Below are 14443 nucleotides of genomic sequence, written 5' to 3' on the forward strand. Positions count from 1 at the left end.
ACCCTTGGTTACTTGGGGTGCTTTTCCAAGTAACTCGCCGAAGGCGAAACCGAGGCCGTTAGGCCGACGCTCTTGATCTTGATCCCCACCGCAGCAATGCAAAACCGTCGGACGACCACAAATCTTAATACTGGCACTCTGATATTTTACCCCAATCCCAAATGTTGGACCCCTTCTTGCAATAACCCCGATACAACGCTTCGGCGTCAAAAGATTGATTTAACGCGCAGGTGCCCAAACGGTGGAACGCTCACAACTCATCTCCCACGCCAGAACCGGATTGATCGGCCTGGGCCGTGGACAACTTGGCGTACCGCTGCTGCTCCTCGTCATGCTCGCCATGATGATGCTGCCCATGCCGCCGTTCCTGCTGGACGTCTTCTTCACCTTCAACATCGCCCTCTCCATCGTCGTCCTGCTCGTCTGTATCTACGCCCTGCGGCCCCTCGACTTCTCCGTATTCCCGACCATCCTCCTCGTCGCCACCCTGCTGCGACTGGCACTCAACGTCGCCTCCACCCGCGTCGTCATGCTCCACGGCCAGGACGGCCACGCCGCCGCCGGTAAAGTCATCCAGGCCTTCGGTGAAGTCGTCATCGGCGGCAACTACGTCGTCGGTGTCGTCGTCTTCGCCATCCTCATGATCATCAACTTCGTCGTGGTGACCAAAGGTGCCGGCCGCATCTCCGAGGTGAGCGCGCGCTTCACCCTCGACGCCATGCCCGGCAAACAAATGGCCATCGACGCCGACCTCAACGCCGGCCTCATCGACCAGCCCGAAGCCAAACGCCGTCGCCTCGAAGTCGCCCAGGAGGCCGAGTTCTACGGCTCCATGGACGGTGCCAGCAAGTTCGTCCGCGGTGACGCCATCGCCGGCCTGCTGATCCTCTTCATCAACCTTATCGGCGGCGTCCTGGTCGGCGTCCTGCAGCACAGCATGAGCTTCGGCGACGCCGCCAAGGTCTATGCACTGCTGACCATCGGTGACGGTTTGGTGGCGCAATTGCCATCCCTGCTGCTGTCCACCGCTGCCGCGATCATGGTGACCCGTGCGTCCGGTTCGGAAGAAATGGGCAAACTGGTTGGCCGCCAGATGTTCGCCTCCCACAAGGCGCTCGCGGTTTCGGCCGGGATCATGATCGTCATGGGCCTGGTCCCGGGCATGCCGCACTTCTCCTTCATCAGCCTCGGTCTGGTGGCTGCCGGCGGCGCCTACCTGCTGTGGAAGAAACAGAACCAGGTCAAGCTCGCGGCGGTGCAAGAGGTCAAGCGTCAGCAAGAGCTGCTGCCATCGCCGACCCGTGCGCAGGAATCCAAGGAGCTGGGCTGGGACGACGTCACCCCGATCGACATGATCGGTCTGGAAGTCGGTTACCGCCTGATTCCGCTGGTGGACCGCAACCAGGGTGGTCAGTTGCTGGCGCGGATCAAGGGTGTGCGCAAGAAGCTCTCCCAGGAGCTGGGCTTCCTCATGCCGACCGTGCACATCCGCGACAACCTCGACCTGGCGCCCAGCGCCTATCGCCTGACGCTGATGGGCGTGACCCTGGCCGAAGCCGAGATCTACCCGGACCGCGAACTGGCCATCAACCCCGGCCAGGTATTTGGCAGCCTCAACGGCATCACTGCCAAAGACCCGGCGTTTGGTCTGGAGGCCGTGTGGATCGAAATCAGCCAGCGTGCCCAGGCGCAATCCCTCGGTTACACCGTGGTGGACGCCAGTACCGTGGTGGCGACCCACTTGAACCAGATTCTCTACAAGCACTCTCATGAGCTGATCGGCCACGAGGAAGTCCAGCAATTGATGACCCTGCTGGCCAAGGGATCGCCAAAACTGGCAGAAGAACTGGTACCGGGCGTGCTGTCGCTGTCGGCCCTGCTGAAGGTGCTACAGGCGCTGCTGTCCGAACAGGTGCCGGTTCGCGACATCCGTTCCATCGCCGAAGCCATCGCCAACAACGCTGCGCGTAGTCAAGATACTGCCGCGCTGGTGGCTGCCGTACGGGTCGGATTGTCCCGCGCAATCGTCCAAAGCATTGTCGGCATTGAGCCGGAGCTGCCTGTGATCACCCTTGAGCCAAGGTTGGAACAGATATTGCTAAATAGTCTGCAGAAGGCAGGTCAGGGTCAGGAAGAAGGCGTTCTCCTCGAACCGAGCATGGCTGAGAAACTTCAGCGCTCGTTGATCGAAGCGGCGCAGCGTCAGGAGATGCAGGGGCAGCCGGTTATTTTGTTGGTCGCAGGTCCGGTTCGCGCCATGTTGTCCCGCTTTGGACGGTTGGCTGTACCGAATATGCATGTTTTGGCTTACCAGGAAATTCCTGACAATAAGCAAGTCACCATCGTAGCGACTGTCGGGCCTAACGGCTGAGGTAGTGAGTCATGCAAGTTAAGCGTTTTTTCGCCGCCGATATGCGACAAGCCATGAAACTGGTTCGCGATGAGCTGGGCGCTGAAGCTGCCATCATCGGGAACCGGCGGATCGCCGGCGGCGTGGAACTGACCGCCGCCCTGGATTACAAGTTGTCTGCGCTGGCCCCGCGTGTACCGAACATCGAACTCGAAGAAGAGCTGCGCAAGACCCAGTCGCGCATCGTCACCGCTCAGGCTGAGCTGACCCATCGCAGCGAGCTGGACACTGTTGCCAATCGCCAGTTGTTCGCTGGCCTGGCGATGGATGACAGCAAGCAGATCGAACCGACCCTGGAAGAACCGTTTCGCCCGTCGATCCACGCCGCTGTGGCCGCTGAACGTGCCGAGCGCAAGGCTGAGCCGGCGGTGGGCGATCGTGCCTACGAAGCGATGCGCTCCGAATTGAACGGTCTGCGCGAACTGCTGGAAGTCCAGCTGGGCTCGCTGGCCTGGAACCAGCTGCAAGGCAGCCGTCCGCAGCAGGCCAACCTGTGGCGCCGTCTGCAACGCGTCGGCCTCTCCGGCCCGCTGTCCCGCGATCTGCTGGCGATGGTCCCGGAATCCAGTGATCAGGCCCACACCTGGCGCATGCTGCTGGCCCATCTGGCCCGCATGATTGCCACGCCTGACGTCGAGCCACTGGAAGAGGGCGGTGTGATTGCCATGGTCGGCCCTGCCGGCATGGGCAAAACCACCACGCTGGCTAAACTGGCGGCCCGATATGTGTTGAAATACGGCGCGCAAAATATCGCGCTGGTGAGCATGGACAGTTTCCGCATTGGCGCTCAGGAACAGCTGAAAACCCTGGGTCGGATCCTCAATGTACCGGTCACCCACGTCGACCCGGGCCAGTCCCTGGCACAGGCGCTGGAGCCGCTGTTGCGCAAGCGCGTGGTGTTGATCGACACCGCCGGCCTGCAAGCCAGCGATCCGGCCCTGCGTCTGCAACTGGAAACCCTCGCCGGGCGTGGCATCAAGGCGCGCAACTACCTGGTGCTGGCGACAACCAGCCAGAAGCAGGTGCTGTCAGCGGCTTATCACAGTTATAAACGTTGCGGCCTGGCCGGGTGCATCCTGACCAAGCTCGACGAAACGGCCAGCCTGGGCGAAGTGCTCAGCCTGGCCGTGACACACGAACTGCCTGTGGCCTATCTCACTGATGGCCCACGGATACCGGATGATCTGCATTTGCCGCGTCGGCACCAATTGGTGAGCCGGGCAGTCAGCGTGCAGATGCAGGAGGAGCCTAGCGAGGAAGCGATGGCGGATATGTTTGCGGATCTTTATCACAGCACCGGCAAGCGCGCGGGCTAGGTATAGAAAATGACAGTGGAATTTTCCTGCATCGATGGTCTGCCAGGCATTGTTCAGGCACTGAACGTGCAGCCCGACATGTGGCTTAGGTCTAAGCAAGACAAGGTAAACAATTAACATGGGCAGCATGCATCCCGTACAGGTTATCGCGGTAACCGGTGGCAAAGGTGGCGTAGGCAAGACCAACGTTTCAGTGAATCTTTCACTGGCACTGGCCGAGCTGGGACGTCGCGTCATGCTGCTGGACGCCGATCTGGGTCTGGCCAACGTCGACGTATTATTGGGACTGACCCCCAAACGCACCCTGGCTGACGTCATCGAGGGGCGGTGCGAACTGCGCGATGTCCTGCTGCAGGGCCCGGGCGGCGTACGCATCGTGCCGGCGGCATCGGGCACCCAGAGCATGGTCCACCTGACCCCGGCGCAGCATGCCGGGTTGATTCAGGCGTTCAGTGACATCGGCGACAACCTCGATGTGCTGGTCATCGATACCGCCGCCGGCATCGGCGAGTCGGTGGTGAGCTTCGTCCGCGCCGCCCAGGAAGTGCTGCTGGTGGTGTGCGACGAGCCCACGTCGATCACCGACGCCTACGCCCTGATCAAACTGCTCAACCGCGATTACGGCATGAACCGCTTCCGCGTCCTGGCCAACATGGCCCAGAGCCCGCAGGAAGGGCGCAACCTCTTCGCCAAGCTGACGAAAGTCACCGACCGTTTTCTCGACGTGGCCCTGCAATATGTAGGCGCTGTGCCGTACGACGAATGCGTACGCAAGGCCGTGCAGAAACAGCGCGCCGTGTACGAAGCGTTTCCGCGTTCCAAATGTGCGTTGGCGTTCAAGGCCATCGCGCAGAAAGTCGACACCTGGCCGCTCCCGGCGAACCCGCGCGGCCATCTGGAATTTTTCGTAGAACGCCTCGTGCATCACACCAGCGCAGGGCCCGTCTCATGACAGCAAGTGGCTATCGCATGTACAGCAAATCGTCCAAAGACTCCCAGTATGAGCTGATCGAGCGGTATGCCCCGCTGGTCAAACGAATCGCCTACCACTTGCTGGCGCGTCTGCCGGCCAGCGTGCAGGTCGAGGACTTGATCCAGGCGGGCATGATTGGCTTGCTCGAAGTCTCGACCAAATACGACTCCACCAAAGGGGCCAGTTTCGAGACGTACGCGGGTATTCGTATCCGTGGCGCGATGCTCGACGAAGTGCGCAAGGGGGATTGGGCACCGCGCTCGGTCCACCGCAACACGCGCATGGTCAGCGACGCAATTCGTGCAATCGAAGCGAAAACCGGTCGTGACGCTAAAGATCACGAGGTTGCTGCCGAACTTGAAATGAGTCTCGACGATTACTACGGGATTTTGAACGATACCCTGGGCAGCCGCCTGTTCAGTTTCGACGACCTGTTGCAGGACGGCGAACACGAAGGGCTGCACGAGGACGGCGCGAGCCAGTCCCTCGAACCGTCGCGGGATCTGGAAGACGAGCGCTTCCAGGCTGCGCTGGCCGAGGCCATTGCCAACTTGCCCGAACGTGAACGCCTGGTGTTGTCGCTGTACTACGACGAAGAGCTGAACCTCAAGGAAATCGGTGAGGTCCTGGGGGTCAGCGAGTCGCGGGTCAGCCAGCTGCACAGCCAATGCGCGGCGCGTTTGCGCGGTCGTCTTGGCGAGTGGCGCGCACGTTCATGAATGAGGCGCAGGCTGCGAGGCCTGCGCGTTGCGTGTAAGACCGGCTGTGCAAGACGTGAGCGGGAAGTAAAGAGACACGGCAGGAGTCGGTCGAACCGGGTCGTAGAGGATCCGGTTTCGCTGCGCTTGTCCCCGTCGATTAAAACCCCTCTTCATGTTCGGCACAGCCGGTATTGATTGAACGCGCGTTCAGGTGCTGAACGCGTTAAAGACTGCTTGGAGGTCGAATTGGACAAGAACATGAAAATCCTCATCGTTGATGACTTCTCAACGATGCGGCGGATCATAAAAAACCTGTTGCGTGACCTTGGGTTCACCAACACGGCCGAAGCAGATGACGGACTCACCGCATTGCCGATGCTGCAAAGCGGCGCCTTTGACTTCCTCGTCACTGACTGGAACATGCCTGGCATGTCCGGCATCGACTTGTTGCGTCAGGTGCGTGCCGACGAGCGTCTGCGCAGTCTGCCGGTGCTGATGGTCACTGCCGAAGCCAAGCGCGAGCAGATCATCGAAGCCGCTCAGGCCGGTGTGAACGGCTACGTGGTAAAGCCGTTCACGGCGCAAGTGCTCAAAGAGAAAATCGAAAAGATCTTCGAGCGCGTCAATAGCTGATGTCCGCTGCGAGGGCGCTATGGATTCCAAAGATTCGACAATGGGTGACTTTGAGTCAACCCTGAAGAAACACGCACAAGAGCTGGTCGCGAGCCTTGAAAAAGGCAAGTTCGGCGACGCCGTGCAACTGATCCATGAGCTTAACCAGACCCGCGACCGCGGCCTGTATCAGGAAGTCGGCAAACTGACGCGCGAGCTGCACAGCGCGATCGTCAACTTCCAGATCGACCCGAACATGCCGCAGGCCGAGGAGGTCTCTCAGATCACCGACGCCACCGAGCGGCTGTCGTACGTGGTCAGGCTGACTGAAAACGCGGCCAACCGGACCATGGACCTGGTGGAGCTGAGCACGCCGTTGATGCACGGGCTCACGGATGACGCCAAGTCGTTGAGCGCCGACTGGGGACGCTTCATGCGCCGAGAGATCAGCGCTGAAGAGTTTCGTGATCTGGCACGCCGCGTCGATGTGTTCCTGACCCGCAGCGAAAAGGAGACCACCGAAGTCTCCGCGCACCTGAATGACATTCTGCTGGCTCAGGATTACCAGGACCTCACCGGTCAGGTGATCAAGCGCGTGACCACGCTGGTCACCGAAGTCGAGCGCAACCTGCTCAAGCTGGTGCTCATGGCGAGCCAGGTGGACCGCTTCGCGGGCATCGAGCACGACCAGGAAGTGTTCCGTCAGGAAAAAGAACAAGAAAAACTTCACTCCAAGGGTGAAGGTCCGCAGATTCATGCCGATAAACGTGAAGACGTTGTATCCGGACAGGATGATGTTGACGATCTGCTATCCAGCCTCGGATTCTGATTCGGTCATTCTTATTCGGACTTCAGGTTTTCTGTGAAAGTGGCTGCTGGGCCCGCGCGCCAATGCTTCGACGAGAGCAATGCGCGCAGGCCCTCAGTGCAGCCTCCGGATCGGTTTGACGGTTAATTTTAGGAGCACCCCCCAATGAGCTTCGGCGCCGATGAAGAAATCCTTCAGGATTTTCTGGTAGAGGCCGGCGAGATTCTCGAGCTGTTGTCAGAGCAGTTGGTCGAGCTGGAAAGCCGACCTGACGATGCGGACCTGCTCAATGCAATTTTTCGCGGTTTTCACACTGTAAAAGGGGGCGCCGGCTTCCTCCAGCTCAACGAGCTGGTTGAATGCTGTCACATCGCCGAGAACGTGTTCGACATCCTGCGCAAGGGTGAACGCCGCGTCGACTCGGAGCTCATGGACGTGGTGCTCGAAGCACTCGACACCGTCAACAGCATGTTCGGTCAAGTGCGCGAGCGTTCCAGCGTCACCCCGGCCACGCCTGAATTGCTCGCCGCGCTGGCTCGCCTGGCCGAGCCGGCATCGGCAGAAGAGATCGCTGCGGCACCGGTGGTTGAAGAGCCGGTTGCTGAAGCGCCTTCCGAAGACATCACCGATCTTGAATTCGAACAGCTTCTGGATTCGCTGAACGCCGTCAAGGCGCAAGCGGCAGGCGCTCCTGCGCCGGCTGCGTCTGCACCAGTAGCCGCGGCAACTGTTGCAGCCTCACCGGCGGCAGCGGTTTCCGCTGCACCGGCCGGCACTGCGGCCAGCGATGAAATCACCGACGACGAATTCGAATCACTCCTCGATCAGCTGCATGGCAAAGGGCAGTTCGCCGTCGATGCCGTGCAACCGCCGGCGGCTGCGACGCCGTCTGCCGCACCGGCCAGTGACGAAATCACTGACGACGAATTCGAGTCGCTGCTGGACCAGTTGCATGGCAAAGGCTCGTTCTCGTCGGATGCCGTTGGCGCTGCTGCTCCTGGCGCTGCGGCTCCTGCTGCCCCTGCACCTGCCGCACCGGTTGCGCCCGCTGCCCCGTCGAAAGCCGCTGCCCCGGACGAAATCACCGACAACGAATTCGAAGACTTGCTGGATCAGTTGCACGGCAAAGGCAAGTTCGAACCTGCAGTCGCTGCCGCCGCACCTGCTGCCGCGCCTGCTGCACCGGCCAAGAAGCCCGAGCCTGTCAAAGCCGAACCGGTAAAAGCAACGCCTGCTGCGGCGGTTCCGGCCAAAGCCGCTCCTGCCGCTGCCGCTGCCGCTGCCGCTGCCGCTGCCGCTGCCGCTGCCGCTGCCGCTGCCGCTGCCGCTGCCGCTGCCGCTGCCCCTGCCGCTGCCCCTGCACCGGCTCGTGCTGCTGCTCCCGCGCCTAGCGAAAAACCGCCGTCTGAAGCGGAAACCACCGTGCGCGTCGACACCGCGCGGCTGGACGAGATCATGAACATGGTCGGCGAACTGGTGCTGGTGCGTAACCGCCTGGTGCGCCTGGGCGCCAACAGCGCCGACGAAGCCATGTCCAAGGCCGTGTCCAACCTAGACGTGGTCACCGCTGACCTGCAGACCGCGGTCATGAAGACCCGCATGCAGCCGATCAAGAAAGTGTTCGGTCGCTTCCCGCGACTGGTTCGCGATCTGGCACGTCAGCTGAAGAAAGAAATCAGCCTTGAACTGGTGGGTGAAGAAACCGACCTGGACAAAAACCTCGTCGAGGCCCTGGCCGACCCGCTGGTCCACTTGGTGCGCAACGCGGTCGATCACGGTATCGAGTCGCCGGAAGAGCGGGAAGCGTCGGGCAAGCCCCGCAACGGTCGTGTGATTCTGGCGGCCGAACAGGAAGGCGATCACATCCTGCTGTCGATTTCCGATGACGGCAAAGGCATGGACCCTGCGGTTCTGCGTGCGATCGCGGTCAAGCGTGGTGTGATGGACAAGGATGCAGCGGATCGCCTCAGCGACACCGACTGCTACAACCTGATCTTCGCGCCGGGCTTCTCGACCAAAACCGAGATTTCCGATGTGTCCGGGCGTGGCGTGGGCATGGACGTGGTGAAAACCAAGATCGCCCAGCTCAACGGCTCGATCAGCATCGATTCCACCAAAGGCCTGGGTTCGAAGATCATCATCAAGGTGCCGCTGACCCTGGCGATCATGCCGACGCTGATGGTCATGCTCGGCAACCAGGCCTTCGCGTTCCCGCTGGTCAACGTCAACGAGATCTTCCACCTGGACCTGTCGACCACCAACGTCGTCGACGGTCAGGAAGTGGTCATCGTCCGCGACAAGGCGCTGCCACTGTTCTACCTCAAGCGCTGGCTGGTCAGCTCGGCGGCTCACGAGGAGCAGCGCGAAGGCCACGTGGTGATTCTGTCGGTGGGCACGCAACGCATCGGCTTCGTGGTTGATCAGTTGGTCGGTCAGGAAGAAGTGGTGATCAAGCCGCTGGGCAAAATGCTGCAAGGCACGCCGGGCATGTCGGGCGCCACCATCACCGGTGACGGCCGCATCGCACTGATTCTCGATGTCCCGAGCATGCTCAAGCGCTACGCAGCACGACGGATGGGTTAAGCAGGATCGGCTTCGGTAGGGCGGATTGTGATGTTCTGTAGGACCGGCTTTAGCCGGGAAGAGGGCAGGGTGAACACCCTTGGTTTTGTGGTGTGACACCCGACGCCTTCCCGGCTAAAGCCGGTCCTACACGGGAAGAGCCCGGTATGGACACTCCGGATTTTGCGGTGTGACGTCCGACGCCTTCCCGGCTAAAGCCGGTCCTACAGGCCCTGTTTAAAGCGCGAAAACCGGTCCCACTGGCCTGTTCCACTCGCCAATGTGACCCAAGCTACGTAATACAGGGCGCGCAGACTCCTCATGGGGCGGCGCGCTCTTTGGAGTGTTTATGGCAGTCAAGGTTCTCGTCGTGGACGATTCGGGTTTTTTCCGACGTCGTGTTTCGGAAATTCTCTCTTCAGATCCCACGATCCAGGTGGTCGGTACCGCCACCAATGGCAAGGAAGCCATTGACCAAGCCCTGGCCCTCAAGCCTGACGTGATCACCATGGACTACGAAATGCCGATGATGGATGGCATTACCGCGGTCCGTCACATCATGCAGCGCTGCCCGACCCCGGTGTTGATGTTCTCCTCCCTGACCCACGAAGGCGCCCGAGTGACCCTCGATGCGCTGGACGCTGGCGCGGTGGATTTCCTGCCGAAGAATTTCGAAGACATCTCGCGCAACCCCGAGAAGGTCAAACAGATGCTGTGCGAGAAAGTACACAGCATCTCCCGCAGCAACCGTCGTTTCAGCGGTTACGGCAGCACGCCTTCTGCCACTTCGGCACCCGCGCCGTCTGCTGCACCTGCTGCCCCGCGCAGCACGTCTGCCGCACCCAGCCCGTCGCGTCCGGGGCCAGCCCCTGCGCCTGCACGTTCAGCCGCGCCGGCGTCCCATCATCACGCGTCAACCTCGGGTGCGCCCAAGCGCAAAGCCTACAAACTGGTGGCGATCGGTACCTCCACCGGTGGCCCGGTGGCCTTGCAGCGGGTGTTGACCCAACTGCCGGCCAACTTCCCGGCGCCCATCGTGCTGATCCAGCACATGCCAGCCGCGTTCACCAAAGCCTTCGCCGAGCGTCTCGACAAGCTTTGCCGCATCAGCGTCAAGGAAGCCGAAGACGGCGACATCCTGCGTCCCGGTCTGGCATTGCTGGCCCCGGGCGGCAAACAGATGATGGTCGATGGTCGCGGTGCGGTGAAAATCCTGCCGGGGGACGAGCGCTTGAACTACAAGCCCTGCGTCGACATCACGTTCGGCTCGGCGGCAAAATCCTACAGCGATAAAGTCCTCGCGGTCGTCCTCACCGGGATGGGCGCTGACGGCCGTGAAGGCGCGCGTCTGCTCAAACAGAGCGGCAGCCAGATCTGGGCGCAGGACGAAGCCAGTTGTGTGATCTACGGCATGCCCATGGCGATCGTCAAAGCCGAACTGGCCGACGCCGTTTACAGCCTCGACGACATCGGGCGCCACCTGGTGGAGGCCTGCAGCTGATGGATGTCTTGACGCTCATAGGGATCATTCTGGCGTTCGTCGCGATCATCGGCGGCAACTTCCTTGAAGGCGGTCACCTGGGCGCCTTGCTCAACGGTCCGGCCGCGCTGATTGTGCTCGGCGGGACGCTGGCGGCCTGCCTGGTGCAGACGCCGATGAGCGCGTTCAAGCGGGCGATGCAGATCTTCATCTGGATTCTGTTTCCGCCACGGATTGATCTGGCGGGCGGCATCGATCGCGTCGTGTCCTGGAGCCTCACCGCGCGCAAGGAGGGCCTGCTTGGCCTCGAAGCCGTGGCGGATTCGGAGCCCGATAACTATTCACGCAAAGGCCTGCAACTGCTGGTCGACGGCGCTGAACCGGCGGCTATACGCGGCATTCTGGAAGTGGATTTCATCACCCAGGAAAGCCGCGACATCCAGGCCGCCAAGGTCTACGAAAGCATGGGCGGCTATGCGCCCACGATAGGCATCATCGGCGCGGTCATGGGCCTGATCCATGTCATGGGCAACCTGGCCGACCCCAATCAACTGGGGAGCGGGATTGCCGTCGCGTTTATTGCCACCATCTATGGCGTGGCGTCCGCCAACCTGTTTCTTCTGCCGGTGGCGAACAAGCTCAAAGCCGTGGCGATCCGTCAGTCTCGCTACCGGGAAATGCTCCTCGAAGGCCTGCTGTCGATTGCCGAAGGCGAGAACCCGCGCTCGATCGAATTGAAGCTGCAAGGCTTCATGGAGTGATGGACTGATGGCCCGCCGACGTCGCCACGAAGAGCACGAAAATCACGAACGCTGGTTGGTGTCCTACGCGGACTTCATCACCTTGCTGTTCGCGTTTTTCGTGGTCATGTATTCCATCTCGTCGCTGAACGAAGGTAAATACAAGGTGCTGTCCGAGGCGCTGGTCGGGGTCTTCAACGAGCCTGAGCGCAGCGTCAAGCCGATCCCCATTGGCGAGCAGAAACCGCAGACCGTGCGACCTGCCGATCCACTGGTTCAGGACAGCGAGCAGACCGACGCCGCGCTGGGTCAGGCCGCCGACGACCCGCTGAAATCAATTGCCGATGACGTCAACGCGGCGTTCGGCGACCTGATCGCTTCCAAACAGATGACCGTGCGCGGCAACGAGCTGTGGATCGAGATCGAGCTTAACTCCAGTCTGCTGTTCGGCAGTGGCGACGCGATGCCGAGCAATCAGGCGTTCGACCTGATCGACAAGGTCGCGAAAATCATCAAGCCGTTCGACAACCCCGTCCACGTTGAAGGGTTTACCGATAACCAGCCGATCAACACCGGACAATTCCCGACCAACTGGGAACTGTCGGCGGCGCGCTCGTCGAGCATCGTGCGCATGCTGGCTATGGACGGGATCAATCCGGCGCGGCTGGCCTCGGTGGGCTACGGCGAATTCCAGCCGCTGACCTCCAATGCCACCGCTGATGGCCGCGCGCGCAACCGTCGCGTGGTGCTGGTGATTTCGCGCAACCTGGACGTGCGCCGCAGCCTGACGGGCTCAGGCACCACGGCCAACGCAAAACCCGATGCTGCGCTGCGCCGTGCTGGCACACAAACTGCACCGGTCCCGACCAAGCCGCCACAAGGCGTCAAATCTTCGTCATCTGCCCCTTAAACCCGGTCGTCGCTTTGGTCGGGGGGAAACGAGTTCATGAGAGTCTGGGCAGTAGCCAATCAGAAAGGCGGGGTCGGCAAGACCACCACCTCCATCGCTTTAGCCGGGTTACTGGCGGAGGCGGGCAAGCGCGTGGTCGTGGTGGACCTCGATCCCCACGGCTCGATGACCAGCTATTTCGGGCAAGATCCCGACACCCTGGAACACAGCAGCTTCGACCTGTTCCTCAACAAGGGCGTGGTGCCGGACGGTTTGCCGGGGCAACTGTTGTTGCCCACCAGCGACAAGCGCATTTCGCTGCTGCCGTCGAGCACCGCGCTGGCCACCCTTGAGCGCCAGTCGCCGGGGCAGAGCGGCCTGGGCCTTGTGATTGCCAAGAGTCTGGCGCAGCTGTGGCAGGACTTTGATTACGCGATCATCGACAGCCCGCCGTTGCTCGGCGTGTTGATGGTCAACGCCCTGGCGGCCAGCCAGCAACTGGCGATCCCGGTGCAGACTGAATTCCTCGCGGTGAAGGGCCTGGAGCGCATGGTCAACACGCTGGCGATGATCAATCGCTCGCGCAAGGTGCCGCTGCCGTACACCATCGTGCCGACGCTGTTCGACCGCCGCACCCAGGCTTCGATGAGCACGCTCAAGCTGCTGCGCGACAGTTACCCGGAGCACGTCTGGAATGCCTTCATTCCGGTGGACACGCGACTGCGCGATGCCAGCCGCGCCGGCCTGACGCCGTCACAGTTCGACAACAAGAGCCGTGGCGTGCTGGCCTACCGCGCGTTGCTCAAGCACATGCTCACCGAACAGCTTGTCGGGCAGGTGGCCTGAGTGGCCGCTGATCATTATTTGTCGAGCGGCGCGCCTGCACGCTCAAGTCCATCGGCTATGCAGCCGATATCTGTATCAGGCGGCAATCGCATCACTACTTTTCGGGCTCCCGTATGAACCGCCCCCTGGACATCGCTACACGACCACAACTGGCGCTGCAGAACTACCTGGACGCGTTGCTGTATGACGCGACCGAGGAGCTGCAGGTCGTCGAGTCCGTCGATGAATTTCAAGCGGCCGTGCTCGAAGAGCAGGCCCATGACGCACGCATGCGTTCCGCGGTAGCGGCGGCCGTTGCTGCTGCGTTGCCTGCTGCTCTGCCCGTGCCGCAGCCCGCGCCGATGAGCCGGCCTGCGCCGGTGTCGCTCGCCTGGTCGGCTCAGCCTGAACCGGCCGCCGCGCGGGTGATGGAACGGCCCGTGGTCTTGCCACCGGTGATTCTGCCGCCAGCCATCGTTCCGGTGGTTGAGCCGGTGGCTGAGGCCCCGATTGTTGAAGCACCGGTTGTGGATGAGCCGCCAGAGGCGCTGGTCGAGCCGGTCGTTGACGTGCATCGTTCGGCGCAGCGCACACCGACGCCGCCGCCCACGGGTGATGAGCGCCCGGCCTGGGCTGCCGAGCCGTTCGAATGCCTGCTGTTCGACGTTGCCGGTCTGACCCTCGCAGTGCCGCTGGTGTGCCTCGGTTCGATTTATCCGTTGGCGGGCCATGATTTGACGCCGCTGTTCGGTCAGCCCGACTGGTTTCTCGGGATCCTGCCCAGCCAGGCCGGCAACCTGAAGGTGCTGGACACTGCACGCTGGATCATGCCGGACCGCTACCGCGACGATTTCCGTCAGGGTTTGCAATACGTGATCTCGGTTCAGGGCTATGAATGGGGGCTGGCGGTGCATCAGGTCAGCCGCTCGTTGCGCCTGGACCCCAACGAAATCAAATGGCGCACCCATCGTGGTCAGCGGCCCTGGCTTGCCGGGACGGTGATCGAGCACATGTGCGCGCTGCTCGACGTTTCCGAGCTGGCCGAGCTGATCGCCAGTGGCGCGGTCAAGCAGATGCAGAAGCTCAAATAGCATCAGTTATAACGAACATCACATAAACACAGGCCG

At 61.7% G+C, this 14443-nt stretch carries 12 protein-coding genes; all 12 read left to right on the plus strand.

From position 1 onward, the window contains the following. Positions 1-241 precede the first annotated feature (241 nt). The 12 genes from flhA (at position 242) to OKW98_RS10540 (ending at position 14407) form a co-directional block, all read left to right on the plus strand. On the plus strand, positions 242-2371 hold the full coding sequence (flhA, locus tag OKW98_RS10485; RefSeq protein ID WP_265389084.1) for a flagellar biosynthesis protein FlhA: 2130 nt from the start codon (positions 242-244) through the stop codon (positions 2369-2371). An 11-nt stretch (positions 2372-2382) separates the two neighbouring features. Next, positions 2383-3726, plus strand: coding sequence for a flagellar biosynthesis protein FlhF (flhF, locus tag OKW98_RS10490; RefSeq protein WP_265389085.1), 1344 nt, complete (start codon positions 2383-2385; stop codon positions 3724-3726). A 118-nt stretch (positions 3727-3844) separates the two neighbouring features. Continuing rightward, the gene (fleN, locus tag OKW98_RS10495; protein WP_037011520.1) at positions 3845-4678 is read left to right on the plus strand and encodes a flagellar synthesis regulator FleN; all 834 of its coding nucleotides are present in this window, start codon (positions 3845-3847) and stop codon (positions 4676-4678) included. Beyond that, positions 4675-5418: an RNA polymerase sigma factor FliA gene (fliA, locus tag OKW98_RS10500; RefSeq protein ID WP_074892894.1), complete on the plus strand. Its 744-nt coding sequence runs from the start codon at positions 4675-4677 to the stop codon at positions 5416-5418. Before fleN ends, fliA begins: the two co-directional genes overlap by 4 nt. Before the next feature lie 240 nt (positions 5419-5658). Further along, a complete protein-coding gene (locus OKW98_RS10505) occupies positions 5659-6033 on the plus strand; it encodes a chemotaxis response regulator CheY (protein ID WP_172612850.1) in 375 nt (124 codons plus the stop codon). A 19-nt stretch (positions 6034-6052) separates the two neighbouring features. After that, positions 6053-6841, plus strand: a complete 789-nt coding sequence (locus OKW98_RS10510; RefSeq protein ID WP_265389086.1) for a protein phosphatase CheZ — start codon at positions 6053-6055, stop codon at positions 6839-6841. A gap of 144 nt (positions 6842-6985) precedes the next feature. Continuing rightward, positions 6986-9403, plus strand: coding sequence for a chemotaxis protein CheA (locus OKW98_RS10515; protein ID WP_265389087.1), 2418 nt, complete (start codon positions 6986-6988; stop codon positions 9401-9403). A 328-nt stretch (positions 9404-9731) separates the two neighbouring features. Next, the gene (locus OKW98_RS10520) at positions 9732-10883 is read left to right on the plus strand and encodes a protein-glutamate methylesterase/protein-glutamine glutaminase (RefSeq protein ID WP_265389088.1); all 1152 of its coding nucleotides are present in this window, start codon (positions 9732-9734) and stop codon (positions 10881-10883) included. Next, positions 10883-11623, plus strand: coding sequence for a flagellar motor protein (locus OKW98_RS10525; RefSeq protein ID WP_265389089.1), 741 nt, complete (start codon positions 10883-10885; stop codon positions 11621-11623). The genes OKW98_RS10520 and OKW98_RS10525 overlap by 1 nt, the downstream gene beginning before the upstream one ends. A 7-nt stretch (positions 11624-11630) precedes the next feature. Beyond that, a complete protein-coding gene (gene motD, locus OKW98_RS10530; RefSeq protein ID WP_265389090.1) occupies positions 11631-12512 on the plus strand; it encodes a flagellar motor protein MotD in 882 nt (293 codons plus the stop codon). 36 nt (positions 12513-12548) lie between these two features. Continuing rightward, the gene (locus OKW98_RS10535) at positions 12549-13337 is read left to right on the plus strand and encodes a ParA family protein (protein ID WP_265389091.1); all 789 of its coding nucleotides are present in this window, start codon (positions 12549-12551) and stop codon (positions 13335-13337) included. 113 nt (positions 13338-13450) lie between these two features. Further along, on the plus strand, positions 13451-14407 hold the full coding sequence (locus OKW98_RS10540) for a CheW domain-containing protein (RefSeq protein WP_265389092.1): 957 nt from the start codon (positions 13451-13453) through the stop codon (positions 14405-14407). The last annotated feature ends 36 nt before the right edge of the window (positions 14408-14443 follow it).

Source organism: Pseudomonas sp. KU26590, from assembly GCF_026153515.1.
In the GTDB taxonomy this organism is placed as follows: domain Bacteria; phylum Pseudomonadota; class Gammaproteobacteria; order Pseudomonadales; family Pseudomonadaceae; genus Aquipseudomonas.